The sequence below is a fragment of the Pseudomonas sp. S32 genome, assembly GCF_016648095.1.
Lineage (GTDB): Bacteria > Pseudomonadota > Gammaproteobacteria > Pseudomonadales > Pseudomonadaceae > Aquipseudomonas > Aquipseudomonas parafulva.
Window position 1 is genome coordinate 147,899 of the sequence record NZ_JACVVF010000006.1, and the last position, 25,281, is coordinate 173,179.

23 protein-coding genes and 1 tRNA gene are annotated in these 25,281 nt (G+C 62.6%); 13 read left to right on the top strand and 11 right to left on the bottom strand.

Annotation, left to right across the window (positions count from 1 at the left end; all coding sequences use genetic code 11):
• Positions 1-83: 83 nt before the first annotated feature.
• The 3 genes from dgcA to IAE38_RS05465 form a co-directional block, all read right to left on the bottom strand.
• Positions 84-2,144: a dimethylglycine demethylation protein DgcA gene (gene dgcA, locus IAE38_RS05455; protein WP_060482833.1), complete on the bottom strand. Its 2,061-nt coding sequence runs from the start codon at positions 2,142-2,144 to the stop codon at positions 84-86.
• 15 nt (positions 2,145-2,159) lie between these two features.
• Positions 2,160-2,690 carry a DUF5943 domain-containing protein gene (locus tag IAE38_RS05460; RefSeq protein ID WP_060482832.1) on the bottom strand — a complete coding sequence of 177 codons (531 nt, stop codon included), beginning with the start codon at positions 2,688-2,690 and terminating at the stop codon, positions 2,160-2,162.
• Between the two features lie 76 nt (positions 2,691-2,766).
• Positions 2,767-3,744 (bottom strand): dipeptidase, encoded by a 978-nt coding sequence (locus IAE38_RS05465; protein WP_028635289.1) that lies wholly within the window; start codon positions 3,742-3,744, stop codon positions 2,767-2,769.
• Positions 3,745-4,027: 283 nt separating this feature from the next.
• Here IAE38_RS05465 and IAE38_RS05470 point away from each other — a divergent pair, with 283 nt between their 5' ends.
• Complete coding sequence (locus IAE38_RS05470; RefSeq protein ID WP_201162195.1) at positions 4,028-4,429, top strand: lysozyme inhibitor LprI family protein; 402 nt, start codon at positions 4,028-4,030, stop codon at positions 4,427-4,429.
• 53 nt (positions 4,430-4,482) lie between these two features.
• Here the strand turns inward: IAE38_RS05470 and IAE38_RS05475 are convergent, their stop codons facing one another.
• Positions 4,483-5,427, bottom strand: a complete 945-nt coding sequence (locus IAE38_RS05475) for a GlxA family transcriptional regulator (RefSeq protein ID WP_201216413.1) — start codon at positions 5,425-5,427, stop codon at positions 4,483-4,485.
• Positions 5,428-5,574: 147 nt separating this feature from the next.
• Here IAE38_RS05475 and choX (IAE38_RS05480) point away from each other — a divergent pair, with 147 nt between their 5' ends.
• From choX (IAE38_RS05480) to IAE38_RS05500, 5 genes are all read left to right on the top strand, one after another.
• Positions 5,575-6,519 carry a choline ABC transporter substrate-binding protein gene (gene choX / locus IAE38_RS05480; protein WP_201162198.1) on the top strand — a complete coding sequence of 315 codons (945 nt, stop codon included), beginning with the start codon at positions 5,575-5,577 and terminating at the stop codon, positions 6,517-6,519.
• Between the two features lie 123 nt (positions 6,520-6,642).
• Positions 6,643-7,527, top strand: a complete 885-nt coding sequence (locus tag IAE38_RS05485) for a 3-keto-5-aminohexanoate cleavage protein (protein WP_028635293.1) — start codon at positions 6,643-6,645, stop codon at positions 7,525-7,527.
• 18 nt (positions 7,528-7,545) lie between these two features.
• Positions 7,546-8,511: an L-carnitine dehydrogenase gene (locus IAE38_RS05490; RefSeq protein ID WP_201216415.1), complete on the top strand. Its 966-nt coding sequence runs from the start codon at positions 7,546-7,548 to the stop codon at positions 8,509-8,511.
• Between the two features lie 10 nt (positions 8,512-8,521).
• Positions 8,522-8,989, top strand: coding sequence for a thioesterase family protein (locus IAE38_RS05495; protein WP_201216418.1), 468 nt, complete (start codon positions 8,522-8,524; stop codon positions 8,987-8,989).
• A gap of 265 nt (positions 8,990-9,254) precedes the next feature.
• Positions 9,255-9,512, top strand: coding sequence for a hypothetical protein (locus IAE38_RS05500; RefSeq protein WP_028635296.1), 258 nt, complete (start codon positions 9,255-9,257; stop codon positions 9,510-9,512).
• 110 nt (positions 9,513-9,622) lie between these two features.
• On the opposite strand, the gene IAE38_RS05505 is transcribed toward IAE38_RS05500, so the two are convergent.
• Positions 9,623-10,729, bottom strand: coding sequence for a GlxA family transcriptional regulator (locus IAE38_RS05505; protein WP_028635297.1), 1,107 nt, complete (start codon positions 10,727-10,729; stop codon positions 9,623-9,625).
• 449 nt (positions 10,730-11,178) lie between these two features.
• Positions 11,179-12,555: an L-serine ammonia-lyase gene (locus IAE38_RS05510; RefSeq protein ID WP_028635298.1), complete on the bottom strand. Its 1,377-nt coding sequence runs from the start codon at positions 12,553-12,555 to the stop codon at positions 11,179-11,181.
• 451 nt (positions 12,556-13,006) lie between these two features.
• Between IAE38_RS05510 and choX (IAE38_RS05515) the strand changes: the two genes are divergently transcribed.
• The 3 genes from choX (IAE38_RS05515) (at position 13,007) to choV (ending at position 16,060) form a co-directional block, all read left to right on the top strand.
• Positions 13,007-13,954 carry a choline ABC transporter substrate-binding protein gene (gene choX, locus IAE38_RS05515; protein ID WP_201216420.1) on the top strand — a complete coding sequence of 316 codons (948 nt, stop codon included), beginning with the start codon at positions 13,007-13,009 and terminating at the stop codon, positions 13,952-13,954.
• A gap of 82 nt (positions 13,955-14,036) precedes the next feature.
• The gene (gene choW / locus IAE38_RS05520) at positions 14,037-14,885 is read left to right on the top strand and encodes a choline ABC transporter permease subunit (RefSeq protein WP_174435893.1); all 849 of its coding nucleotides are present in this window, start codon (positions 14,037-14,039) and stop codon (positions 14,883-14,885) included.
• Entirely contained in the window at positions 14,882-16,060 is a 1,179-nt protein-coding gene (choV, locus tag IAE38_RS05525) for a choline ABC transporter ATP-binding protein (protein WP_060482826.1), read from the top strand. The genes choW and choV overlap by 4 nt, the downstream gene beginning before the upstream one ends.
• A gap of 80 nt (positions 16,061-16,140) precedes the next feature.
• Here the strand turns inward: choV and hisF are convergent, their stop codons facing one another.
• The 5 genes from hisF to IAE38_RS05550 all read right to left on the bottom strand — a co-directional run bounded on the left by hisF (position 16,141) and on the right by IAE38_RS05550 (position 21,018).
• Positions 16,141-16,911, bottom strand: coding sequence for an imidazole glycerol phosphate synthase subunit HisF (hisF, locus tag IAE38_RS05530; RefSeq protein WP_028635302.1), 771 nt, complete (start codon positions 16,909-16,911; stop codon positions 16,141-16,143).
• Between the two features lie 109 nt (positions 16,912-17,020).
• Positions 17,021-17,752: a 1-(5-phosphoribosyl)-5-[(5-phosphoribosylamino)methylideneamino]imidazole-4-carboxamide isomerase gene (gene hisA, locus IAE38_RS05535; RefSeq protein WP_028635303.1), complete on the bottom strand. Its 732-nt coding sequence runs from the start codon at positions 17,750-17,752 to the stop codon at positions 17,021-17,023.
• Between the two features lie 113 nt (positions 17,753-17,865).
• A complete protein-coding gene (hisH, locus tag IAE38_RS05540) occupies positions 17,866-18,504 on the bottom strand; it encodes an imidazole glycerol phosphate synthase subunit HisH (protein ID WP_201216422.1) in 639 nt (212 codons plus the stop codon).
• A complete protein-coding gene (gene hisB / locus IAE38_RS05545; RefSeq protein WP_028635305.1) occupies positions 18,505-19,098 on the bottom strand; it encodes an imidazoleglycerol-phosphate dehydratase HisB in 594 nt (197 codons plus the stop codon). It abuts the gene before it with no gap.
• Positions 19,099-19,356: 258 nt separating this feature from the next.
• Complete coding sequence (locus IAE38_RS05550) at positions 19,357-21,018, bottom strand: OFA family MFS transporter (RefSeq protein WP_201216423.1); 1,662 nt, start codon at positions 21,016-21,018, stop codon at positions 19,357-19,359.
• A gap of 257 nt (positions 21,019-21,275) precedes the next feature.
• On the opposite strand from IAE38_RS05550, the gene IAE38_RS05555 reads away from it, so the two are divergent.
• From IAE38_RS05555 to IAE38_RS05570, 4 genes are all read left to right on the top strand, one after another.
• Positions 21,276-23,528: an AsmA family protein gene (locus IAE38_RS05555; protein WP_201162212.1), complete on the top strand. Its 2,253-nt coding sequence runs from the start codon at positions 21,276-21,278 to the stop codon at positions 23,526-23,528.
• Positions 23,525-24,589: an A/G-specific adenine glycosylase gene (gene mutY / locus IAE38_RS05560; RefSeq protein ID WP_201216425.1), complete on the top strand. Its 1,065-nt coding sequence runs from the start codon at positions 23,525-23,527 to the stop codon at positions 24,587-24,589. The genes IAE38_RS05555 and mutY overlap by 4 nt, the downstream gene beginning before the upstream one ends.
• Positions 24,589-24,861, top strand: a complete 273-nt coding sequence (locus tag IAE38_RS05565; RefSeq protein WP_028635309.1) for an oxidative damage protection protein — start codon at positions 24,589-24,591, stop codon at positions 24,859-24,861. The genes mutY and IAE38_RS05565 overlap by 1 nt, the downstream gene beginning before the upstream one ends.
• A gap of 90 nt (positions 24,862-24,951) precedes the next feature.
• Positions 24,952-25,027, top strand: a tRNA-Phe gene (locus IAE38_RS05570).
• Positions 25,028-25,281 lie beyond the last annotated feature (254 nt).

A 25,281-nucleotide genomic window follows, 5' to 3' on the forward strand; every position in this document is an offset into this window, starting at 1 on the left:
CAACGATGTTGCTTGGGCTGACGCATTCGCGGGTGAACCCGCTCCCACAGGAAACCGCGCTCAGCGGCGGCTATTTTTAAAGATCAGAAGTCCTTGCACAGGCGCAAGGCGTCGTAGATCGCCGCATGCACGTTACGCTGGGCCACGCAGTCACCAATGCGGAACAGCAGGTAGCCCTCGCCTGGCTGGCTGAGGATCGGCTGCGGCTTGATGGCGAACAGCGCCTCCACATCGATCTGGCCTTTGTTGCGCGAGCCGTCCTTCAGGGCGTAGTACAGCTGCTCGTCAGGACGCACGCCGTTCTCCACCACCACCTGGTCCACCACGCGCTCTTCCTTGGCACCGGTGTATTCGTTTTCCAGCACCGCCACCAGCTTGTCGCCCTCGCGGTAGACCTTTTCCAGCATCATGTCGCCGGTCATGATCACTTCTTTGGGGTACATGCTGCGGTAGTAGGTGGGGAAGGTCGTACCGCCCATGGCCACACCCGGCTTGATATCGTCGGTGACGATTTCCACCTGGCAGCCCTTGTCGGCGATGAAGTCCGCCACCGACATGCCGGTGAACTCGCAAATGGTGTCGTACACCAGCACGTTCTTGCCCGGTGCAACCTTGCCGTCCAGTACGTCCCAGCTGCTGACCACCAGCCCTTCGGCAGCGCCCCAGTGGTCGTTCTGCTCCAGGAACGAGTGCCCGCCCACGGCCAGCACGATGATGTCCGGGCGCAGGTCCTGGATGGTGTCCACGTCGGCAGCGGTACCCAGGCGCAGGTCCACTTTCAGGCGCGCCAGCTCCAGCTGGTACCAGCGGGTGATACCGGCAATCTGGTCGCGCTGCGGCGCTTTGGCGGCGATGGTGATCTGGCCACCAATCTGGTCTTTCTTCTCGAACAGGGTCACATCGTGGCCACGTTCAGCGGCCACGCGGGCCGCCTCCATGCCGGCAGGGCCAGCACCCACAACCACCACCTTGCGCTTGGCACCCGTGGTTTTCTCGATGATGTGCGGCACACCCATGTATTCACGGGAGGTGGCGGCGTTCTGGATGCACAGCACGTCCAGGCCCTGGTACTGGCGGTCGATGCAGTAGTTGGCACCCACGCACTGCTTGATCTGGTCGATCTGGCCCATCTTGATCTTGGCGATCAGGTGCGGGTCGGCCATGTGCGCACGGGTCATGCCGACCATGTCCACGTAGCCGCCTTCAAGAATGCGCGTGGCCTGGTTCGGGTCCTTGATGTTCTGTGCGTGCAGCACCGGTACCTTGACCACTTCCTTGATACCTGCGGCCAGGTGCAGGAACGGCTCCGGCGGGTAGCTCATGTTCGGGATGACGTTGGCCAGGGTGTTATGGGTGTCGCAACCCGAACCTACCACGCCGATGAAGTCGAGCATGCCGGTGGCATCGTAATACGCAGCGATCTGCTTCATGTCCTCGTGGCTGAGGCCATCGGGGTGGAACTCGTCACCACAGATACGCATACCCACGCAGAAGTCGTCACCGACCTCGGCACGCACGGCCTTGAGCACTTCCATGCCGAACTTCATGCGGCCTTCGAAGCTGCCGCCCCACTCGTCGGTACGCTTGTTGACGCGCGGGCTCCAGAACTGGTCGATCATGTGCTGGTGCACCGCCGACAGCTCCACGCCGTCCAGGCCGCCCTCTTTGGCGCGGCGCGCAGCCTGCGCGTAGTTACCGATCACACGCCAGATCTCTTCCACCTCGATGGTTTTGCAGGTGGCGCGGTGCACGGGTTCACGGATACCCGAGGGCGACATCAGGGTGGGCCAGTTGAAACCGTCCCAGCGCGAGCGACGGCCCATGTGGGTAATCTGGATCATGATCTTGGCGCCATGCTTGTGCATGGCATCGGCCAGGTTCTGGAAGTGCGGGATGATGCGGTCGGTAGACAGGTTGACCGACGCCCACCATTCCTGCGGGCTGTCGATGGCCACCACCGACGAGCCGCCGCAGATGGCCAGGCCAATGCCGCCCTTGGCCTTTTCTTCGTAGTACTTCACATAGCGGTCGGTCGTCATGCCGCCGTCAGTGGCGTAGACCTCGGCGTGCGCGGTGCTGAGCACGCGGTTGCGAATGGTCAGTTTGCCGATCTGAATCGGCTGGAACATTGCTTCGAATGCCATGACGCTATCTCCGGCTTACAACGGCTTCGTTACGAACAGGCCATCTTCGTGGCCTTCTTCCGACCCGCCGTACACCTGTTCGGCAACGGTGCGGATCGAGCTGCCGCGGGCAGCGAGAATCTGGTCCATGGCGCCGGCGAACCAGCCGGTGAACATGTAGTCGACCTTACGGCCGCATTTGCCATAGACGTATACGAATGCAGAGTGCTTGAGCTTGACGCTGCAAGTGCCCTTGTCCAGGTCGATGTCCTGGATCTCGAACAGGCCCCAGCCACGCTGGCTCAGGCGTTTCATGTAGTGCTCGAATACTGCGACGCCTTCCAGGCCGTGGCACTCGGCTTCTTTTTCGCACCAGTGCCAGGCAGATTTGTAGCCGGCCTTGTAGAGGATCTCGGCGTACTTGTCGGCGCCCAGGACTTCCTCGATGCCCTTGTGGTTGTTGACGAAGAAATGCCGTGGCACGTACAGCATCGGCAGGGCGTCGCTGGTCCACACACCGGTTTCGCTGTCGACTTCAATTGGCAATTGCGGGGCGATCTTGGCCATGGAAACTCAACTCCAGAAAAATTTTTATTGGGTTGCCCCGGCGTTGCTGGCAGGGGCTTCAGGCTTGGAGAGCGGCTTATTCGCCCCAGACGTCTTTCAATACGTTGACCCAGTTCTCGCCCATGATCTTGCGGACCACGCGCTCGGAATGGCCGCGCTTGAGCAAGGTTTCGGTGAGGTTGGGGAACTCGCCCACGGTACGGATGCCCAGCGGGTTGATGATCTTGCCGAAGTTGGTCAGGCGGCGGGCGTAGCCCTTGTCGTGGGTGAGGTATTCGAAGAATTCCTTGCCATGACCCTGGGTGAAGTCGGTACCGATACCAATGGCATCTTCACCGACGATGTTCATGGTGTACTCGATGGCCTCGGCGTAGTCGTCGATGGTGGAATCGATCCCCTTGGCCAGGAACGGTGCAAACATGGTCACGCCCACGAAGCCGCCGTGGTCGGCGATGAACTTCAGCTCTTCATCGGACTTGTTGCGCGGGTGCTCCTTGAGCCCGGACGGCAGGCAGTGGGAGTAGCACACCGGCTTTTTCGATTCGAGGATGACTTCTTCGGAGGTTTTCGAGCCAACGTGGGACAGGTCGCACATGATGCCCACACGGTTCATCTCGGCAACGATCTCGCGGCCAAAGCCAGACAACCCACCGTCACGCTCGTAGCAGCCGGTACCTACCAGGTTCTGGGTGTTGTAGCACATCTGCACGATGCCCACGCCCAGCTGCTTGAAGATCTCGACGTAGCCAATCTGGTCTTCGAACGCATGGGCGTTCTGGAAGCCGAAGAGGATGCCGGTCTTGCCCAGTTCCTTGGCCTTGCGAATGTCAGCGGTGGTACGCACGGGCATCACCAGGTCGCTGTTCTCGCGGATGAGCTTCTGGCTGGCGGCAATCTGGTCGACGGTCGCCTTGAAGCCTTCCCAGACCGACACGGTGCAGTTGGCGGCGGTCAGGCCACCTTTGCGCATGTCCTCGAACAGCTCGCGGTTCCACTTGGCGATGATCAGGCCATCGATGACGATGCTGTCGGCGTGTAATTCGGCTGGGCTCATCAGGCGTCCCCTTTTATTGAATGGGTGGCGCCAAACCTTGTGCCGGCGCTTTGGGGCCAGCATATGCCTGCGGCCCGAGGCGCCCCGATGCAAAAACGACAGGGGGTTTGCCGAAAGCGTCAATGCGCGACAAGCCGCCCTCTGGCGGGGTTTTCGGCAATGAGAGACAGTCTCGATAACAACCTGGGCAGCCCTGTTGATGAACATTTTGCCGAAGAGCTATCGCCCGGCGAGCGGCTGAGCGAGAATCCGGCCATTCATCAGTTTGGCGAGGAGAATACGGATGAAAGCAATGGCATGGATGGTACTGCTGGCGGCGGTGTCTGGCGCCCACGCAGCGGAAGAAGAAAGCACCCCTTGCGACAATGTCGAAACCGACCAGCAGACCTATGCCTGTGCAGCCTTCAGCAAGCAGGCCGCCGAGCGGGAACTGCAAGCGGCTTATGATGACCTGATCCAGCGTGTGCGCGACCAGTACGCCGACCAGGGCAACCAGGTGAGCGCCCTGGTAGGGCAACTGGACGCGGCGCAGAAGCTGTGGGCCCAATTGCGCGATGCCGACTGCAAGGTGGAAACCTTTGCCGAGAAGAAAGGCAGCAAGGCCTTCCAGGCGGCGTGGGATACCTGTGTGGCGCAACGCAGCGATGACCGGTCGGAGTACCTGCAGTCCATTGGTCAGCAGTGAAGCTGGTCTGGCCTCATTGTGGATAAATCCGCGATGCGGCCCTCAGGCGAAAATCACACTGCCCTGCCCGCCCGATCCGTGCGCGGGCAACGCTGGTACCGCGCCCGGTAACAGCGGGTAAAGTAAGAAGCCGACTCAAACCCGCAAGCCACCCCCACCTCCAGCACGCTCATGTCGGTCTGGCGCAATAACTGCCGCGCTTTTTCCAAACGCAAACGCAGGTAGAAACCGCTAGGGGTATCGCCCAGATGCAGGCGAAACAACCGCTCCAGTTGCCGACGCGTCACCTGGACGCTTTCGGCCAGCACCTGGGTGTTGAGCGGCTGTTCGGTGTTGCGCTCCATTTCGCCGATCACCTTCACCAGCTTGCGGTTGCTGATGCCATAGCGGCTGGCAATCTGCATACGCTGGTGGTCCTGTCGCTGACGGATACGCCCGAGCACGAACTGTTCAGAAACCTCCACCGCCAGCTCAGCACCGTGGGCCTGTGCGATCAGGTCGAGCATCATGTCGATCGACGCCGTGCCGCCAGCGCAGGTGATGCGCCGCCGGTCGATCTCGAACAGCTCCTGGGTGGCTTGCAGGTCTGGGTAATTCTCGCGAAACGCATCCAGCGCCTCCCAGTGCACCGTGGCGCGATGCCCGTCGAGCAAGCCCGCATGGGCCAGCACCACGGCGCCGGTATCAATGCCGCCCAGCACTACCCCGCCGTGGTCCAGGCGGCGTAGCGCCTGCTGCAGCGCCGTGCCATAGCGGGCCAAGGGTTCGAACCCGGCCACGATCAACAGCATGGCGCAGGGCTCACCTGCCCCCAGTGCTGCGTCGGCGTTCACCGACATGCCGTTGCTGGCCTGCACTGGCCCGCCATCCAGGCTCAGCACCTGCCACCGGTACAACGGCCCGCGGAAGCGGTTGGCTACCCGCAGCGGTTCCAGCGCACTGATGAACCCCATGGCCGAGAAGCCGGGTAGCAATAGGAAATGAATGATTTGCGGCATTGCATGCTCCACGGCAAAGGTGGTCGCCTCCGTGCAACTGTTGGTCGCCAGGGTGCGATTTTCCACCCTGCCAGCAGCGTAGCGTGTTCACACCGCCCCAAAGAGGCCGGCCCCCATAAAAATATGCACTGCCGATGGAGAGCCACCATGCACAGCTTGATCCGCCGCAGCTTGTTAACACTCGCCCTGAGCAGCATCGCCGTTGCCCCCACCTACGCCGCTGACGCTGCAGCCTGCAAGAACGTGCGCCTGGGCGTGGTCAACTGGACCGACGTCATCGCCACCAGCGCCGTCGCCCAGGTGCTGCTCGACGGCCTTGGCTACCAGACCAAGCAGACCAGCGCGTCACAGCAGATCATCTTCGCCGGTATCCGCGACAAGCGCCTGGACATGTTCCTGGGTTACTGGAACCCGATCATGACCCAGACCATTACGCCGTTCATCGACGCCAACCAGGTGAAGGTACTGGCCAAGCCAAGCCTGGAGGATGCTCGCGCCACGCTGGCGGTGCCCAAATACCTGTATGACAAGGGCCTGAAAACCTTCGCCGACATCCATAAATTCGAGAAGGAACTGGGCGGCAAGCTCTACGGCATCGAGCCCGGCTCCGGCGCCAATACCCAGATCAAGGCGATGATCAGCAACAACCAGTTCGGCCTGGGCAAGTTCCAGCTGGTGGAATCCAGCGAGGCTGGCATGCTCGCGGCGGTAGACCGCGCCGTGCGCCGCAAGGAAGCGGTGGTGTTCTTTGGCTGGACGCCCCACCCCATGAACGTGAACATCGACATGGCTTACCTGGGGGACAGCCAGGGCGCACTTGGGCCTGATGAAGGCCGCGCGACGGTATGGACCGTAACCGCACCCGACTACGCCGAGCGCTGCCCCAACGCCAACCGCCTGCTGGCCAACCTCACGTTCAGCGCCGAGGACGAGAGCCGCATGATGCAACCGCTGCTCGACCACAAGGACGCGCTCGAATCGGCCCGCCAGTGGCTCAAGGACCACCCCGAAGACAAGGCCCGCTGGCTTGAGGGGGTGACCACCTTCGACGGTAAGCCGGCTGCGGACAACCTCAAGCTTACCGCCAACTGATCCAGCCCCTCCGCGGGTAAACCCGCTCCTACAGCTTACGCATAGTCCAGGGGACCAAACGGCCCCTTGTGGGGGCGGGTTCACCCGCGAAAAGGCCAGCACAGACAACACAAGGAACGCGCCATGAACCACGACGTCATCATCACCTGTGCCCTCACCGGCGCGGGCGACACCGCCTCGAAAAGCCACCTGGTACCCGTCACCCCGCAACAGATCGCCGCTGCTGCCGTGGAAGCCGCCAAAGCCGGCGCCACCGTCGTGCACTGCCACGTCCGCGACCCGCAAACGGGCCGCTTCAGCCGTGACGTGGCGCTGTACCGCGAAGTCATGGAGCGCATTCGCGAAGCGGATGTGGACATCATCGTCAACCTCACCGCCGGCATGGGCGGCGACCTGGAAATCGGCCCTGCTGAAAACCCCATGGCCTTCGGCCCGGGCACCGACCTGGTCGGCCCGCTGGAGCGCCTGGCCCACGTGGAGGCCCTGCTGCCAGAAATCTGCACCCTGGACTGCGGCACGCTCAACTTCGGCGACGGCAATTCGATCTACGTGTCCACCCCAGCCCAGCTGCGCGCCGGGGCCAAACGCATCACCGAGCTGGGGGTAAAAGCCGAGCTTGAGATCTTCGACACCGGCCACCTGTGGTTTGCCAAGCAAATGATGAAGGAAGGCCTGCTGCACGACCCGCTGTTCCAGCTGTGCCTGGGCATCCCCTGGGGCGCGCCCGCAGACACCACCACCATGAAGGCGATGGTCGACAACCTGCCGGCCAATGTCACCTGGGCCGGCTTCGGCATCGGCCGCATGCAGATGCCCATGGCGGCGCAGGCGGTGCTGCTGGGTGGCAACGTGCGGGTGGGGCTGGAAGACAACCTGTACCTCGACCGGGGCGTACTGGCCAGCAACGGCCAGTTGGTCGAGCGCGCGGTAGAGATCATCTCCCGCCTCGGCGCCCGCGTGCTGACCCCTGCCGAAGGCCGGGAAAAGATGAACCTCAAACGCCGCTGACTCTATTGGGAGACAACCATGACCTTCATCACCGAGATCAAGACGTTTGCTGCATTGGGCAGCGGCGTAATAGGCAGCGGCTGGGTGGCCCGCGCCCTCGCCCACGGCCTGGATGTGGTCGCCTGGGACCCGGCGCCGGGTGCCGAGCAGGCCTTGCGCAAACGTATCGCCAATGCCTGGCCTGCATTACAGCAACAAGGCCTGGCACCGGGCGCGTCACAGGCCCGTCTGCAATTTGTGAGTACCATCGAAGCGTGCGTGCGGGACGCTGACTTCATCCAGGAAAGCGCCCCCGAGCGCCTGGACCTCAAGCTGGACTTGCACGCCCAAATCAGCGCCGCCGCCAAACCCGATGCCATTATCGGCAGCAGCACATCGGGCCTGCTGCCCAGCGAATTCTACGAATCGGCCAGGCACCCCGAGCGCTGCCTGGTCGGCCACCCGTTCAACCCGGTCTACCTGCTGCCGCTGGTAGAAATCGTGGGCGGCAAGCACACCTCCCCTGCGGCCATCGACGCGGCGAAAACCATCTACACCGCCCTCGGCATGCGCCCACTGCACGTGCGCAAGGAAGTGCCAGGTTTTATCGCCGACCGCTTGCTGGAGGCGCTGTGGCGTGAAGCCCTGCACCTGGTCAATGACGGCGTGGCCACCACCGGGGAGATCGACGATGCCATACGCTTTGGCGCTGGCCTGCGCTGGTCGTTCATGGGTACCTTCCTCACTTACACCTTGGCGGGTGGCGACGCCGGCATGCGCCATTTCATGTCGCAGTTCGGCCCCGCACTCAAGCTGCCCTGGACCTACCTGCCAGCGCCAGAGCTGACCGACAGGCTGATCGACGATGTGGTGGAAGGCACCTCGGAGCAACTGGGCGAGCGCAGCATTGCAGCCCTCGAGCGTTACCGGGATGACACCCTGCTGGCGGTGCTGGGCGCCGTCCAGGCCAGCAAAGCCCGCCATGGCATGGCTTTTGGTGATTGAGGGGAATCCGATGCCGGCATTGATTACCTACCGCACCCAGGTTCACGAGGACTGGGTCGATTACAACGGGCACCTGCGCGATGCGTTCTACCTGCTGATTTTCAGCTACGCCACCGATGCGTTGATGGAACGCATCGGGCTGGATGCCGACCACCGAGAACAGAGTGGTAATTCGCTGTTCACCCTTGAGGCCCATATCAATTATCTGCATGAGGTGAAGCTGGGCACAGAGGTATGGGTGCAAACGCAGATCATCGCTTTTGATCGCAAGCGCCTGCACGTGTATCACACCCTGCACCGATCAGGGTTCGATGAAGTGCTGGCGGCCAGTGAACAGCTACTGCTGCATGTGGACTTGGCAGGCCCACGATCTGCACCTTTCAGTGAGCAAAGTATCGGGCTGCTGCAGGGGCTCGCTCAAGGGCAGCAGGATCTGCCAGCCGCAGTCTACGTACAGCGGGTGATTGGCATTACATGACCCAAAAAATAACCCCGGAAAGCCGTGAGCATCCGGGGCCAAGAGCGAGCAACATCCACTGTGCACGTGTGAGGGTGACCAAACCCTCCGCTTCGGTAGATGGCGTGAGTGTGCGCACTTCATGGCAGGGGGATTTAGCCGGAAACGACCTGTTCTTAGCCAAAGCGGCCACCCCTGCATTCTGAGGTTGCGGGCGTGTCGTACCCGTCACAGAATCGGTCGTAAATCACGCAGCACTCTCTTCGCGATAAAAGGGATAACAGCCATGATGCATGCCGATTTGATTGACCAGGACGACCTCGCAGGCCACCTGCGCGCACGCGGGTTCGACATACCAGCCGGGGCTACCGCGGAGCAGGCTTGCGAAGCTGTGGTGCGCGGGCTCACGGAACCCAATGCACGGGCGTTGAAAGGGATGGTGGAGCAGATGTACACCGGGAGCGCGACCATTTTGCCGGCGGTGCGCCAGGCAATCGACAAGCAACTGCTGCCGGCCTTGGCCCAGTTCAGCAAGCGCGCCTGAGGGACCTTTTCTCCGTACTGGCCCCTTCGCGGGTAAACCCGCTCCCACAGGGATCGAAGACCACAGGTACCTGTAGGAACGGGTTCACCCGCGAACGAGCCAGTGCCGTGTCAAAGCCTTACGCTGGCAAACGTCGACTCGTTGCGCGCCTGGCTCAAGGCAGCCATCGGCCCACTGTGGGGCGACAGGGTAATCGCCTGCGGGATCGGCATCATCGCTACCTGCTGGGTGGTGTTGGAGCCCACACGCTCGTCACGCGGCGGAATGCCGAAGTACTCGCGGTAGCACTTGGAGAAGTGCGGCGTGGAAACGAAGCCGCACACCGACGCCACCTCGATGATCGACATGGGCGTCTGCTTGAGCAACTGCCGGGCGCGGATCAGGCGCAGCTTCAGGTAGTAGCGTGATGGCGAACAATGCAGGTACTTCTGGAACAGCCGCTCCAGCTGGCGCCGCGACACCGCCACGTAAACCGCCAGCTCGTCCAGGTCGATCGGCTCTTCGAGGTTGGCCTCCATCAGGGCGACGATTTCCTGCAGCTTCGGCTGGTTGGTACCCAGCATGTGCTTGAGCGGTACGCGCTGGTGGTCCTGCTCGTTACGAATGCGCTCGTACACGAACATCTCGGAAATCGCCGCCGACAGCTCACGGCCATGATCGCGGCTGATCAGGTGCAGCATCATGTCCAGCGGCGCAGTGCCGCCAGAGCTGGTGAAGCGGTTACGGTCGAGGGTGAACAGGCGGGTGCTCATGTTCACCCGTGGATAGGCTTCCTGCATGGCGGCCAGGCATTCCCAGTGCACGCTGCAATCGAAACCATCGAGCAGGCCGGCACAGGCCAACGCCCAACTGCCGGTGCACACCGCACCCAGGCGGCGCGACTGGCGGGCCTGGGCTTGCAGCCAGGTGACATGCTCACGGGTAACGGTGCGCTGGATGCCCACGCCGCCGCAGACGATCACGGTGTCGATGGGGGGGGCGCTGTGCATGGCCGCGTCCGGGGTAATCTGCAAGCCATCACTGGCCCAGACCTGGCCACCGTCCACGGTGAGCGTGTGCCAGCGGTACAGCTCACGGCCAGACAGCTGGTTGGCCATGCGCAGCGGCTCCACGGCCGAGGCCAGTGAAATCAGGGTGAAGTTGTCCAATAGAAGAAACCCGATGGACTGGGGTGCTGTGCGGTTCTGGGTTGGGTTCCCGGAGGTGTACGACGTCATCGCGGTTTCTCCTCACACAAATGCAGGGTGTGCCTCAGGCGGGCACTGATTTCTTGTTATTGCCCCGCTTGATGGTGTGCAGGGCTGTTGACCAATATCTACGCAAACGCCGTGCCTGAAATTGAACGGCTATTCGAAAAAACCTGAAAACGACCTATTGAGTCGGCAAAATCAGGCGTTTCCTACAAGTCGGCGACTGCGCCAAAAGCGGCGAGCTAGGCGCCATGCGTGTAACCCCTGAGCAGTTTGGTGACACGGAATGTGCAGGCTGCCCAGAAACGACATTTTTAAGTGTCACCGACAATGCCAACATCGATTGCGACATCTGACGATCGGTAGGGGTAGTGCCGCGCCGAAATGGGGCAGGAAGGGTGCTTTTGCACCTTGTTAAAACGCTTTGGGGCCATTGCGGACGTGCCCGCAATGGCCCGTAACGCCAGCCTGAATACTCAGCACTCGATTGCGCTGACCGCCAGGCCACCGCGCGAGGTTTCCTTGTACTTGTCGTGCATGTCGGCACCGGTATCGCGCATGGTGCGAATGACCTGGTCCAGGGAAATGAAATGCTCACCGTCACCGCGCAGGGCCATTTGCACCGCATTGATGGCCTTGACCGCAGCAATGGCATTGCGCTCGATGCACGGCACCTGCACCAGCCCGCCCACCGGGTCACATGTGAGGCCCAGGTTATGCTCCAAGGCGATTTCTGCAGCGTTCTCCACTTGCGGTGGGGTGGCGCCCAGCACTTCGGCAAGGCCCGCCGCCGCCATGGCGCAGGCCGAGCCCACTTCGCCCTGGCAACCCACTTCGGCGCCCGAGATGGACGCGTTTTTCTTGCACAGGATGCCCACCGCTGCTGCCGCCAGGAAGAAGTCGACAACGTTGGACTCGTTCACCTCATCGCTGAAGCGCATGTAGTAATGCAACACCGCCGGGATGATACCGGCGGCACCGTTGGTGGGTGCCGTAACCATTCGCCCGCCAGCGGCGTTCTCTTCGTTGACCGCCAGGGCGAACAGGTTCACCCACTCCATGGCGCTCATGGTGGAGCCAATCACATTGGGCTTGCCGATTTCCTGCAGGCTGCGGTGCAGCTTGGCGGCACGGCGGCGGACGTTCAGGCCACCGGGCAACGTGCCTTCGTACTTCAGGCCATTGTTCACGCATTCCTGCATGGCAGCCCACAGCTTGTGCAGGCCCGCGTGGATCTCTGCCTCGCTGCGCCACACCTTCTCGTTGGCCATCATCAATTGCGACACGCTGAGGTCGTTTTGCTTGCACAGGCTGAGCAGTTCGGCAGCGCTGTTGAAATCGTACGGCAGCACCGTCTGGTCGGCGTCCAGCACACCGCTGGCAGCCTGGGCCGCATCCACCACAAAGCCGCCGCCCACCGAGTAGTAGGTGTCGCGGTGCAGCTCGCCCTGCTCACCTTCGGCGACCAGGGTCATGGCGTTCGGATGGTAGGGCAGGTTCTCGTCCAGCAGCAGCATGTCCCGGGCCCAGACGAATTCGATGGGGCGGCCATTGTCGAGCTGCAGGGTATTGGTTTCACGCAGGTCGGCGATGCGCGGGGCAATCTGGGTAGGGTCGATTGCATCGGGCCATTCGCCCATCAGCCCCATGATGGTGGCGCTGTCGGTGCCGTGCCCCACACCGGTGGCCGACAGCGAGCCGTAAAGGCGCACCTCGATCCGTTTCACGTGGTCCAGCTCGCCACGCTCGCGCAGCCCCTGTACGAACAGGGCGCCGGCACGCATGGGGCCGACGGTGTGCGAGCTGGAAGGCCCGACACCGATCTTGAACAGGTCGAACACGCTGATGGCCATTGTTGAATCACCTCTTGCTGGGCTTGTCTCTGCGCGCCATGCGCAGGGTGGGGCAACTGCTAGGCTCAAACAGCAGCCCACCTTGAATGCACGCATCATCGGGCTTTTACCGCCCCCCTCGCCGTCTGCAACCGACGTAGTTTTGTCCGCCAGCGCCGCGCTGTTCTGGCCTGGTAACAGCGCCCGCTACGCCGTTTTCCAGCGGCCTGGTGACGCAAAAATACGGCTGGAGGGGGAGAAGAACCTATAAGCGACATCGCCAATACTGGATACGACCCGTTGCGTACTGGATACGACCCCACCAGTAGGCGATTGCCCGGCGCTGGAGGATTATCGAAAGCGACTCGTAAAGCACGGCCACGCAACCTGCCCTCTGCAGGCCTGATCGACCGGTCCCTCAGAAGCCCGGCGAAACACGCGAACCCGAAGACAAAATCACAGGAGTCCATCCATGAAAGGTTCACCCTCGCTGTTGCTGGTGGCGTTGCTGTCCGCACCACTGCTGGCCCAGGCTGCAGAGCCCGAACAGTGTCAGACCGTAAGGTTTTCGGATGTCGGCTGGACCGACATCACGGTAACCACGGCTACGACCAGCGCTGTGCTCGAAGCCCTGGGTTACAAGACCCACACCACGATGATTTCGGTGCCGGTGACATACAAGTCACTGGCAGCCGGCAAAGACCTGGACGTGTTTCTCGGCAACTGGATGCCGACCATGGAAAACGACATCAAGCAGTACCGCGATGCCGGTACCGTCGAAACCGTGCGCGCCAACCTGGAAAACGCCAAATACACCCTGGCCGTGCCGCAAGCCTTGTATGACAAAGGCCTGAAGGACTTCAGCGACATTCCCAAATTCAAGGATGAGCTCGAGGGCAAGATCTACGGCATCGAACCGGGCAACGATGGCAACCGCACCATCCAGAGCATGATCGACAAGAACGCCTTCGGCCTGAAGGACGCCGGCTTCACCATCGTCCAGTCCAGCGAAGCCGGCATGCTGTCCCAGGTCGACCGGTCGCAGAAGCGCGGCGAGGCCATCGTGTTTCTGGGCTGGGAACCCCACCCCATGAACAACCGCTTCAAGATGCAGTACCTCACCGGCGGGGACGACTTCTTCGGCCCTGACTTCGGCAAGGCAACGGTGTACACCAACACCCGCAAGGGCTACGTGCAGGAATGCAGCAACGTGGGCCAGTTGCTGAAGAACCTGGCCTTCGACCTGAAAGACGAGAGCACCATGATGGGCTACGTATTGGGCGACAAGATGAAGCCCGACGCAGCCGCCAAGAAGTGGATCAAGGACAACCCCGGCAAGCTGGATACCTGGCTGGCGGGCGTGACCACCGTGGATGGCAAACCTGGCCTGGAGGCGGCCAAGGCGAAACTCACGCAATAAAAGAACTACGCAGTAGCGCTACCTCGGGGCAGGACCGTGCCCGCCCCGGGTTGATTTCAATCTACGCAGGTGGAAGCTCGCTATCATGCTTATCGATCAAAAAATACCGCTGGGCCAGTACATGTCCTCGTTCGTCGAGTGGCTGACCCAGCATGGCGCGAATTATTTCGACGCCATTGCGCAGGGCCTGGAATTCATGATCCATGGCGTCACCAGTGCCCTAACCTGGTTCAACCCGCTCGTTCTCATCGCCCTGTTCGCCGCCCTGGCCCACCTGATCCAGCGCAAGTGGTCGCTGACTGCATTCGTTGCCCTGTCGTTCCTGCTGATCCTCAACCTGGGCTACTGGCAAGAAACCATGGAAACACTGGCCCAGGTGTCGTTCGCCACGGTCGTGTGCGTGGCCATCGGCGTGCCGCTGGGCATCGTCGCGGCGCACAAGCCGATGTTCTACACCGCCATGCGCCCGGTCCTGGACCTGATGCAGACGGTACCCACCTTCGTCTACCTGATCCCTACCCTGACCCTGTTCGGCCTGGGCGTTGTGCCGGGGCTTATCTCCACCGTGGTGTTCGCCATCGCGGCGCCCATCCGCCTTACCTACCTCGGCATCTGCGACGTCCCGCAGGAGCTGATGGATGCCGGCAAGGCATTTGGCTGCTCGCGCCGCCAACTGCTCACCCGTATCGAACTGCCGCACGCGATGCCGAGCATCGCCGCTGGCGTCACCCAGTGCATCATGCTGTCGCTGTCGATGGTGGTGATCGCCGCCCTGGTGGGCGCGGATGGGCTGGGCAAACCTGTGGTCAACGCACTGAACACCGCTGATATCTCCCTGGGCTTCGAAGCGGGCCTGGCGATCGTGCTGCTGGCAATCATGCTCGACCGTATCTGCAAGCAACCGGAACTGCCGGCAAGGGGTGAAGCATGAGTATCATTCGGTTCGAAGACGTCGACGTCATCTTCTCCAACAAGCCGCGCGAAGCGCTGTCGCTGCTGGACCAGGGCAAAACCCGCGAAGAGATCCTCAAGCAGACCGGCCTGGTGGTAGGCGTGGAAAAGGCCAACCTGGATATCCAGAAAGGCGAGATCTGCGTACTGATGGGGTTGTCCGGCTCGGGTAAATCCAGCCTGCTGCGCTGCATCAACGGCCTGAACACGGTCAGCCGCGGCAAGCTGTTCGTGGAGCACGAAGGCAAGCACATCGACATTGCCCACTGCACGCCGGCCGAGCTGAAGATGATGCGCACCAAGCGCATCGCCATGGTGTTCCAGAAGTTCGCCCTGATGCCCTGGCTGACGGTGCGCGAAAACATCAGCTTCGGCCTGGAAATGCAGGGCCGCCCGGAGAAAGAACGACGCAAGCTGGTAGACGAGAAGCTGGAGCTGGTGGGCCTGGCTCAGTGGCGCAACAAGAAGCCGGACGAGCTTTCCGGTGGGATGCAGCAGCGCGTGGGCCTGGCCCGGGCGCTGGCGATGGACGCCGACATCCTGCTGATGGACGAACCGTTCTCGGCACTCGACCCGCTGATCCGCCAGGGCCTGCAGGATGAGCTGCTGACCCTGCAGAGCAAACTGAACAAAACCATCGTGTTCGTCAGCCACGACCTGGACGAAGCCCTGAAGCTGGGTAGCCGTATTGCGATCATGAAAGATGGCCGCATCATCCAGTACAGCAAGCCGGAAGAGATCGTGCTGAACCCGGCCGACGAGTATGTGCGTACCTTCGTCGCCCACACCAACCCACTGAACGTACTGTGCGGCCGCAGCCTTATGCGTAGCCTGGACAACTGCAAGCGGGTCAACGGCTCGGTTTGCCTGGACCCAAGCGGCGATTCGTGGCTGGACCTGGGCGAAGGCAATTCCATCACCCGTGCACGCCAAGGGCAGAACGGGCTGGAAATGCAGAACTGGGCGCCAGGGCAGGCAGTGGAAGGGCTGGGCCGCAGGCCGACCTTGGTGCATGCGGATATCGGCATGCGTGAAGCGCTGCAGATTCGTTACCACACCGGTAACAAGCTGGTGTTGCAGGAGAACGACAAGGTGGTCGGGATTCTGGGGGATACCGAGCTGTATCACGCCTTGCTTGGCAAGAACCACGGTTGACGTGATTGGGGCCGCCTTGCGGCCCATCGCGAGCTTTGCTCGCTCCTACGGGGAATTGCGCAGCAGCCCCAATCAATGGCTCAACGAACGACGATCCCGCGCGAAGCCATGTAGGCCTTGGCCTCAGGCACCGTGTACTCGCCAAAGTGGAAGATACTGGCCGCCAGCACCGCACTGGCGTGCCCTTCCAGGATGCCATCGGCCAGGTGTTGCAGGTTACCCACACCGCCCGAGGCAATCACCGGGATGCTCAGCGCATCGCTGATGGCCCGGGTAACGCCCAGGTCAAAGCCGTTTTTCATGCCGTCCTGGTCCATGCTGGTCAACAGGATTTCACCGGCCCCCAGCGCTTCCATCTTCATCGCCCACTGCACAGCATCCAGCCCGGTCGGCTTGCGCCCGCCATGGGTGAAGATCTCCCAACGGGGTTGTTCACCAGGGCCAGAAACCTGCTTGGCATCGATTGCCACCACGATGCACTGCGAACCGAAACGGTCCGCCGCCTCGCCAACGAACTCCGGGTTGAACACCGCAGCCGTGTTGATCGAAACCTTGTCGGCACCGGCATTGAGCAGGTTGCGGATGTCCTGCACGGTACGCACGCCGCCGCCCACGGTCAGCGGGATGAACACCTGGCTGGCCATGCGCTCCACGGTATGCAAGGTAGTGTCACGGCCATCGACGCTGGCGGTGATGTCGAGGAAGGTGATTTCGTCGGCACCCTGCTCGTTATAGCGACGGGCGATTTCCACCGGGTCGCCGGCATCACGAATGTTCTCGAACTTGACGCCCTTGACCACGCGGCCGTTGTCCACGTCCAGGCAAGGGATTATGCGTTTGGCTAAAGCCATGGGTCAGGCTCCTGACGGCAGCTGCAAGCGGCAAGCTTCAAGCTTCAAGTGAAGAGCGGCTGGTATAGCGCTCACCCTCTTGCAGCTTGCCGCTTGCCGCTTGCCGCTCTTAGTGGTTGTCGCAGAAGGCCTGGGCCTCGGCGACGTCGAGGGTGCCTTCGTAGATGGCACGGCCGGTGATGGCGCCGATGATACCCGGGGCCTTGGCGTCCAGCAGGGCCTTGATGTCGCCCAGGTTGTGGATGCCGCCCGAGGCAATTACCGGGATCGAAGTCGCTTCGGCCAAGGCCTTGGTGAAGGGCACGTTGCAGCCCTGCATCATGCCGTCCTTGGCGATGTCGGTATAGACGATCGCCGAGACGCCATCGGCCTCGAAGCGCTTGGCCAGGTCGATCACCTGCACCGAGCTGACTTCGGCCCAGCCATCGGTGGCGACGAAGCCGTCCTTGGCATCCAGGCCAACGATGACCTTGCCAGGGAACGCCTTGCACGCCTGGGCAACGAATTCAGGTTCCTTCACCGCCTTGGTGCCGATGATCACGTAGCTGACGCCCGCCCTGACATAGTGCTCGATGGTTTCCAGCGAGCGGATGCCGCCGCCGATCTGGATCGGCAGGGTGGGGTAACGCTTGGCGATGGCAGTGACCACCTCACCGTTGACCGGCTGGCCTTCGAAGGCGCCGTTGAGGTCGACCAGGTGCAGGCGGCGGCAGCCACCTTCGACCCACTTGGCGGCCATGCTCACCGGGTCGTCGGAGAATACCGTGGAGTCTTCCATGCGGCCCTGGCGCAGGCGCACGCAGGCGCCGTCCTTCAGATCGATAGCGGGGATAATCAGCATGTGTGTTCCTCAAAATTCACAAGCTGCAAGCCTCAAGCTTGCACGCGGGTCTTCAAGCTGCGCGCTCCTGCTTGGCGCTTGCAGCTCGAAGCTTGAAGCTCGGGGCTGGGGGTTTACCAGCGCCCGTCCCAGGCAACGAAGTTCTGCAGCAGCTGCAGGCCATGGGTATGGCTTTTTTCCGGGTGGAACTGCACGGCGAAGCGCGAGCCATCGGCCAGGGCGGCGGCGAAGTCGACGCCATAGTGGCCACGGCCGACTACCTGCCCCGGCTTGCCGGCATTGATGAAGTAGCTGTGCACGAAGTAGAAGCGTGCCCGGTCAGGGATGTCGTGCCACAGCGGGTGGTCGATGCTCTGGCTGACTTCGTTCCAGCCCATGTGCGGCACCTTCAGGTGCTCGCCGTCTTCTTGCAGGCCTTTGCCAAAGAAGCGCACCTGCCCAGGGAACATGCCGATGCAGTCGACACCGTCGTTTTCTTCGCTGTGCTCCAGCAGGGCCTGCATGCCTACGCAGATACCCAGAAACGGGCGGTCCTGGCTGACTTCGCGCACCAGGCTGTCAAAGCCCAGGCGGCGGATTTCGGCCATGCAGTCGCGGATGGCGCCCACACCGGGGAACACCACGCGGTCAGCCTCACGGATGACAGCGGCGTCGCTGGTTACCACTACCTTGCCGGCACCGACGTGCTCCAGCGCCTTGGCCACCGAGTGCAGGTTGCCCATGCCATAGTCGATTACGGCTACCGTCTGCATTTACAGGCACCCTTTGGTGGATGGCATCTGCCCGGCCATGCGCTCGTCGAGGGTGATGGCCATGCGCAGCGCGCGGCCGAAAGCCTTGAACACGGTTTCGATCTGGTGGTGGGTATTGTGGCCACGCAGGTTGTCGATGTGCAGGGTCACCAGGGCGTGGTTGACGAAGCCCTGGAAGAATTCTTGGAACAGGTCGACATCGAAGCCACCGACGCTGGCACGGGTATACGGCACATGCATCTGCAGGCCAGGGCGCCCGGAGAAGTCGATGACCACCCGCGACAGGGCTTCGTCCAGCGGCACGTAAGCGTGGCCATAGCGGAATATGCCTTTCTTGTCGCCGATGGCCTGGGCGAACGCCATGCCAAGGGTAATACCGACGTCTTCGACGGTATGGTGATCGTCGATATGCAGGTCGCCCTTGCACTCGATATCCAGATCGATCAGCCCGTGGCGGGCGATCTGGTCCAGCATGTGTTCAAGGAAAGGCACACCGATATCGAATCGGGCCTTGCCACTGCCATCGAGGTTGATCGAGCACTTGACCTGGGTTTCCAGGGTGTTGCGCTCGACGGAAGCCTTACGTTCGACCATCACCAGCTCCGCAAAAATCATGGGGCGAAAAGGGCTCCATTATAGGCCCAGATGGCGCCGGCTTGGAACGCGCATGACATATGGCAGGGCCAGTAATTGCGGGGGGTAGATGGTGTTACAGGTCTATACAAGTGGGTAGGGCCGCCAGGTGCTCGCCGCTAGAGGTCTGTACCTGTGAGATCGAGCGCCGCACTCGCCACGACGAACACCTTGCAGCCCCCTGCGTCCCTGCCGGAAGGCCGCCCACCCGCGATCAGGTCAATGGAACAACACGGCAGTCTTCTGCAAGGTGATCCACACGCCCCACGCCAGCGGCACAACCACCACCGCCCACGCCAGCAACACCAACGGCAGGCTGCCCGGTGCAGGCTTCCACTCCAGCGAGCGTGCCTCATCGGCGCCCTTGTCATGGCTGAGCGCACGCTCGGCGGCGAGCTCGGCATCGGTCATGAAGTGCTTGTCTGCCACCGGGCGTACCAGCATGTTGCAGATGAAGCCCAGCACCAGCAGGCCGGCCAGGATGTACAGCGTCATGTCGTAAGCCGCCGCCCGCGCCACGCCCGCCGCCAGCTGCGACTCGCGCAGGTAGGTGATGAGCACCGGCCCCAGTACACCCGCCGCCGCCCAGGCAGTCAGCAGGCGACCATGGATGGCGCCGACCATCTGCGTACCGAACAGGTCAGCCAGGTAAGCAGGCACAGTGGCAAAGCCACCACCGTACATCGACAGGATGATGCAGAAGGCCGCGACGAACAGTGCCACGTTGCCCAGGTGCCCCATGTTTGGCACCAGGCTGTACAAGCCCACGCCCAGGGCAAAGAAGGCAAAGTAGGTGTTCTTGCGGCCGATGTAGTCCGAGAACGATGCCCAGAAGAACCGCCCACCAATGTTGAACAGGCTCAGCAAACCCGTGAAGCCCGCAGCGATGGCTGCAATCTGCGCCAGTTGCGCAGCGTTCAGCTCGCTGAAGGTCAGCTCGTTGCCCAGCAGCTTGCCGGCGAACACTTCCTGCAGCAGAGGCGAAGCCATGCCGATAATGCCGATACCGGCCGACACGTTCAGGCACAGCACCAGCCAGATCAACGCGAACTGCGGCGTTTTCCAGGCCACGCTGACGTGCACGTGGCGGTCTGTGACCATGCTGTTGCCTGCTTTCTTCGCAGGGGCAACCCAGCCTTCGGGCTTCCAGCCGGTTGGCGGCACCCGGTACGCCAGGGCGCCGGCGGTCATGAACACAAAGTAGATCGCCGCCATGGCCACGAAGCTCTGCCACACGCCCACTTCATGCGCGTTGCCGAAGTGGCCCATCAGCGCAGTGGCCAAGGGTGCACCCACCATCGCGCCGCCGCCAAAGCCCATGATCGCCATGCCGGTGGCCATGCCGCGTTTGTCCGGGAACCACTTGATCAGCGTCGAAACCGGCGAAATATAGCCCAGGCCCAGGCCGATACCGCCAATAACCCCCGAGCCCAGCCACATCAGCCACAGCTGATGGGTTTTCACGCCAATGGCAGAGATGAGCATGCCGCCGCACCAGCACAGGGCCGATACCAGGCCGGCTTTACGCGGGCCCGCGTGCTCCAGCCAGCCGCCCAGCACGGCCGCCGAGCAGCCCAGGAAGACGAAGAACAGGGTGTAGATCCAGCTGAGCATCGAAATCGGCCAGTCGCAGTCGGCACTGAACAGCTTGGCGATGAAGCTCATGTCCGGGGCACACGCCACCGGTGCGCTTATACCCAGGGCCTGGGACAGCGGCAGCCAGAACACCGAAAAGCCATAGGCCATGCCGATGCACAGGTGAATGGCCAGTGCCGCCGGCGGTACCAGCCAGCGGTTGAAGCCCGGCCGGGCGATAATGCGCTCCTTGGACAGGAAGCCTGGCGCGCTGGCCGGTGCCCCCGTCGAGACAGTAGTACTCATGGACGTGATCCTTTTTTTATAGGTAAGTGCAGGCAAAGCGGCGCAAGGGTAGCAGCATCAGCGCTGGATGAAAGCAATCTGATATCGCTTATTGTGGCGCAGCTGAACCGGTCCTGCCTGGCAAGATCCAAACACTCCTCTGCTTGCCACAGCGGCAGTGCCGATTGAAGCCGTCCTATCCGATGCATGCGTAGGATAGGCGCTGCGGCGCTATACTCTGCCGCTTGAATTCAAAATCGGACTACAAGGACTCGCCCATGAAAGCGTTCGGCAAAATCCTGGGCCTCGGGCTTCTCGGGTTGTTGCTGATCATCGTGGCGCTGGGCTTCGCCCTGACCCACCTCTTCGATCCCAACGACTACAAAGACGAGATTCGCCAGCTGGCACGCGACAAGGCTCATGTGGAGCTGACCCTCAACGGGGACATCGGCTGGAGCCTGTTCCCATGGCTTGGGCTGGAGCTGCATGAAGCCAGCATCGCCACCCTGAACACGCCCAAGGAGCCCTTCGCCGACTTGCAGATGCTCGGCCTGTCTGTGCGCGTGCTGCCTTTACTGCGCCGCGAAGTGCAGATGAGCGACGTGCGCGTCGAAGGCTTGAACCTGACCCTGGCTCGCGACGAACAGGGCCATGGCAACTGGGAAGATATCGGCAAGCCGCTGCCGGCCCAGGGCGAGCCGGGCAAGGCTGCGCAAGCCGACGCCACGCCTGCGGCCGGCGCCCAGCCTCGGCCTGCCGACGGTAACGAGCGCCCGGTGAAGCTGGATATCGACAGCCTCACCGTGAACAACGCCCGGGTGCAGTACACCGACGCGCGCACCGGCAACAGCTACAACGCCGAAAGCATCCAGCTGAGCACCGGCCCCGTGCATGAAGGCGTGAACATCCCGCTCAAGGCCAGCGCCTTCATCAGCGCCAGCCAGCCGAACATCAAGGCCCGCACCGAGCTTGCCGGCGAGCTGCGGTTTGATCGCAAGCTCAAGCGTTACAACCTGGAGGACATGCGCCTGTCGGGCGAAACCTCGGGTGAGCCTACCGGCGGCAAGACCGTAACCTTTGCCGCCCAGGGCCAACTGCTGCTGGACCAGGGCGCCAACGTAGCCTCGTGGAACGGCCTGAAGGTGTCGGCCAACCAGCTGCGCGCCCTTGGCGAGCTGAACCTGCGTGACCTGGATAACGCGCCGCAAGTGAGCGGCGGCCTGTCCATCGCCCAGTTCGACCTGCGCGCGTTCATGGACAGCATCGGCCACCCGCTGCCAGCCACCAATGACGCCACGGCATTCACCAAGCTGGAACTGGTGACCCGCCTGCAAGGCACGCCTGCCAGCCTGGCCCTTGAAGACCTGGCGGTGAAGCTGGACGCCAGCGCCTTCACCGGCCGCGTAGCCATCGAGGACTTCGCCAAGCAAGCCCTGCGTGTGCAATTGAAGGGCGACACCTTCGACGCCGACCGCTATCTGCCGGCCAAAAGCCAGGAGGCCAAAGGCGCCACCGCCGCGCGCCAGGCCGAAGTGCAGCAGCAGGAGGCCAGTGCCGTGGCTGGTGCCGGCAGCACGCCGCTGCCCAACGCCCCCACCCAGGTTGCCTGGAGCAATGACAAGCTGCTGCCGGTGGACCGCCTGCGGGCCCTGGACCTGCAGGCCGACCTGAGCTTCGGCGCCTTGACCCTGGACAAGCTGCCGATCAGCAATGCCCGCCTCACCGCCAACGGCCAGGGCGGCCTGCTGACCCTGCAAACCCTGCGCGGTGACCTGTACAACGGCAGCTTCGAGGCCAAGGGCACGGTCGACGTGCGCCCTGCTGTGCCGCAACTGGGGGTGAACACCCGTATCCAGCGGGTGCCGGTGGAGCACTTCATCAAGACCGACGGCAAGCAGCAGACCCCGCCGGTGAAAGGCCTGCTGACCCTGTCCAGCGACCTGACGGCCACCGGCAACAGCCAGAAGGCGCTGGTGGACACCCTCAACGGCAACGCCAACTTCACCATCAATGACGGCGTGCTGGTCAATGCCAACCTGGAACAGCAGCTGTGCCAGGCCATCGCCACGCTCAACCGCAAGTCGCTCAGTGGCGAACCACGTGGCAAGGACACCCCGTTCCAGGAGCTGCGCGGCAGCGTGGTGGTGCGCAACGGTGTGGCCAGCAACCCGGACCTGAAGGTGCGTATCCCTGGCCTTACCGTGAACGGCCACGGTGACGTGGACCTGCGCGTGCTGGGCATGGACTACAACGTGGGCGTGATCGTGGAAGGCGACCAGCGCGCCATGCCCGACCCTGCCTGCCAGGTGAACGAACGCTACGTGGGTGTGGAACTGCCGCTGCGCTGCCGTGGCCCGCTGGAGCTGGGTGCCAAGGCCTGCCGCCTGGACCAGGAAGGCATGGGCAAGGTCGCGGCCAAGCTGGCCGGCAACCGCCTGAAGGACAAGATTGATGAAAAGCTCGATGAAAAACTCGGAGACAAAGTGAGCCCGGAACTTAAAGACGCGCTCAAGGGGCTGTTCAAGCGATGACCCCCGAGCAGTTCTCCAGCGCTGTGCTGGGCTGGTATGACCAGCACGGCCGCCACGACTTGCCCTGGCAACAGGGCATCAACCCGTACCGGGTGTGGGTGTCCGAAATCATGCTGCAACAAACCCAGGTGAGCACCGTGCTCAACTACTTTGACCGCTTCATGCAGGCGCTACCGACCGTGCAGGCGCTGGCCGAAGCCCCGGAAGACGAAGTGCTGCACCTGTGGACGGGCCTGGGCTACTACACCCGCGCCCGCAACCTGCAGAAGGCCGCCAGAATGGTGGTAGAGCAGCACGGCGGGGAGTTCCCGCGCAGCGTCGAACAGCTCACCGAGCTACCCGGCATCGGCCGCTCCACCGCCGGGGCCATCGCCAGCATCAGCATGGGCATCCGTGCGCCGATCCTGGACGGTAACGTGAAGCGCGTACTGGCGCGCTTCACCGCCCAGGCCGGCTACCCGGGCGAGCCCAAGGTCGCCAACCAGCTGTGGGCAACGGCCGAGCGCTTCACCCCGCAACAGCGCGCCAACCACTACACACAGGCGATGATGGACCTGGGCGCCACCCTGTGTACCCGCAGCAAGCCCAGTTGCCTGATCTGCCCGGTGCGCAGTGGCTGCGAGGCGCACCTGCATGGCGAAGAAACCCGCTACCCCGAGCCCAAGCCACGCAAGGCCTTGCCGCAGCGGCGCACGCTGATGCCGCTGCTGGCCAATGCCCAGGGCGCCATCCTGCTGTACCGCCGCCCCTCCAGCGGCCTGTGGGGCGGGTTGTGGAGCCTGCCGGAGCTGGACGACATCGCCCAGCTCGACGACCTGGCCTACCAGCACGGCCTGCGCCTGGCGGGCAGCCGCGCCCTGGGCGGCCTTACCCACACCTTCAGCCACTTCCAGCTGGCCATCGAGCCTTGGCTGGTGCGCGTCGACCCGGTCGGCGAGCACGTGGCCGAGGCCGACTGGCTCTGGTATAACCTCGCCACCCCACCCCGCCTGGGCCTCGCTGCCCCGGTGAGGAAGCTGCTGAAACGCGCAGCCGACGAACTGATTGCAGGAGATGCCTGATGACCCGCACCGTGATGTGCCGCAAGTACAACGAAGAACTGCCCGGCCTGGACCGCCCGCCCTACCCCGGCGCCAAGGGCCAGGACATCTTCGATCACATCTCGCAGAAGGCCTGGGCCGACTGGCAGAAACACCAGACCATGCTGATCAACGAAAAGCGCCTGAACATGATGAACGCCGAGGACCGCAAATTCCTCCAGGCCGAGATGGACAAGTTTTTCGCCGGCGAAGAGTACGCCCAGGCCGAAGGCTACGTGCCACCCTCGGAATGACCCCAAGGAACGTAAGCGACGGAATTGATTTAAAATTTTTTCAAAAAGTCGTTGACGAGCGGTCTGAAAGTCTATTTAATTCACCTCGTCGCCCAGATAGCTCAGTCGGTAGAGCAGAGGATTGAAAATCCTCGTGTCGGCGGTTCGACTCCGTCTCTGGGCACCACCTTCAGCTTCTGGTGGTTGCAAAGTTACCCGAAGCGACAACAAGAAACCCGCCTAGTGCGGGTTTTTTGTTGTCCGTGAAAAAAGATTGCCGTCTTCGCAGACATTCAATGGTCACCCATCGCAGATACCAGTGGCCTGTCTTGACCAACATCAAAAAGCCATCCCTTCCTCACCATTAGCATGTCTTGTGGAACCCGTACCGACTGCGCAAGGACCTCCATGAGCGAAGACGCCCCCCTGCAACTCCCCGCC

What these genes read in the sequence shown, in the direction of transcription:
- dgcA (WP_060482833.1), bottom strand. Translation starts at nt 2,144, where the DNA reads ATGGCATTCGAAGCAATGTTCCAGCCGATTCAGATCGGCAAACTGACC.
- IAE38_RS05460 (WP_060482832.1), bottom strand. Translation starts at nt 2,690, where the DNA reads ATGGCCAAGATCGCCCCGCAATTGCCAATTGAAGTCGACAGCGAAACC.
- IAE38_RS05465 (WP_028635289.1), bottom strand. Translation starts at nt 3,744, where the DNA reads ATGAGCCCAGCCGAATTACACGCCGACAGCATCGTCATCGATGGCCTG.
- IAE38_RS05470 (WP_201162195.1), top strand. Translation starts at nt 4,028, where the DNA reads ATGAAAGCAATGGCATGGATGGTACTGCTGGCGGCGGTGTCTGGCGCC.
- IAE38_RS05475 (WP_201216413.1), bottom strand. Translation starts at nt 5,427, where the DNA reads ATGCCGCAAATCATTCATTTCCTATTGCTACCCGGCTTCTCGGCCATG.
- choX (WP_201162198.1), top strand. Translation starts at nt 5,575, where the DNA reads ATGCACAGCTTGATCCGCCGCAGCTTGTTAACACTCGCCCTGAGCAGC.
- IAE38_RS05485 (WP_028635293.1), top strand. Translation starts at nt 6,643, where the DNA reads ATGAACCACGACGTCATCATCACCTGTGCCCTCACCGGCGCGGGCGAC.
- IAE38_RS05490 (WP_201216415.1), top strand. Translation starts at nt 7,546, where the DNA reads ATGACCTTCATCACCGAGATCAAGACGTTTGCTGCATTGGGCAGCGGC.
- IAE38_RS05495 (WP_201216418.1), top strand. Translation starts at nt 8,522, where the DNA reads ATGCCGGCATTGATTACCTACCGCACCCAGGTTCACGAGGACTGGGTC.
- IAE38_RS05500 (WP_028635296.1), top strand. Translation starts at nt 9,255, where the DNA reads ATGATGCATGCCGATTTGATTGACCAGGACGACCTCGCAGGCCACCTG.
- IAE38_RS05505 (WP_028635297.1), bottom strand. Translation starts at nt 10,729, where the DNA reads ATGACGTCGTACACCTCCGGGAACCCAACCCAGAACCGCACAGCACCC.
- IAE38_RS05510 (WP_028635298.1), bottom strand. Translation starts at nt 12,555, where the DNA reads ATGGCCATCAGCGTGTTCGACCTGTTCAAGATCGGTGTCGGGCCTTCC.
- choX (WP_201216420.1), top strand. Translation starts at nt 13,007, where the DNA reads ATGAAAGGTTCACCCTCGCTGTTGCTGGTGGCGTTGCTGTCCGCACCA.
- choV (WP_060482826.1), top strand. Translation starts at nt 14,882, where the DNA reads ATGAGTATCATTCGGTTCGAAGACGTCGACGTCATCTTCTCCAACAAG.
- hisF (WP_028635302.1), bottom strand. Translation starts at nt 16,911, where the DNA reads ATGGCTTTAGCCAAACGCATAATCCCTTGCCTGGACGTGGACAACGGC.
- hisA (WP_028635303.1), bottom strand. Translation starts at nt 17,752, where the DNA reads ATGCTGATTATCCCCGCTATCGATCTGAAGGACGGCGCCTGCGTGCGC.
- hisH (WP_201216422.1), bottom strand. Translation starts at nt 18,504, where the DNA reads ATGCAGACGGTAGCCGTAATCGACTATGGCATGGGCAACCTGCACTCG.
- hisB (WP_028635305.1), bottom strand. Translation starts at nt 19,098, where the DNA reads ATGGTCGAACGTAAGGCTTCCGTCGAGCGCAACACCCTGGAAACCCAG.
- IAE38_RS05550 (WP_201216423.1), bottom strand. Translation starts at nt 21,018, where the DNA reads ATGAGTACTACTGTCTCGACGGGGGCACCGGCCAGCGCGCCAGGCTTC.
- IAE38_RS05555 (WP_201162212.1), top strand. Translation starts at nt 21,276, where the DNA reads ATGAAAGCGTTCGGCAAAATCCTGGGCCTCGGGCTTCTCGGGTTGTTG.
- mutY (WP_201216425.1), top strand. Translation starts at nt 23,525, where the DNA reads ATGACCCCCGAGCAGTTCTCCAGCGCTGTGCTGGGCTGGTATGACCAG.
- IAE38_RS05565 (WP_028635309.1), top strand. Translation starts at nt 24,589, where the DNA reads ATGACCCGCACCGTGATGTGCCGCAAGTACAACGAAGAACTGCCCGGC.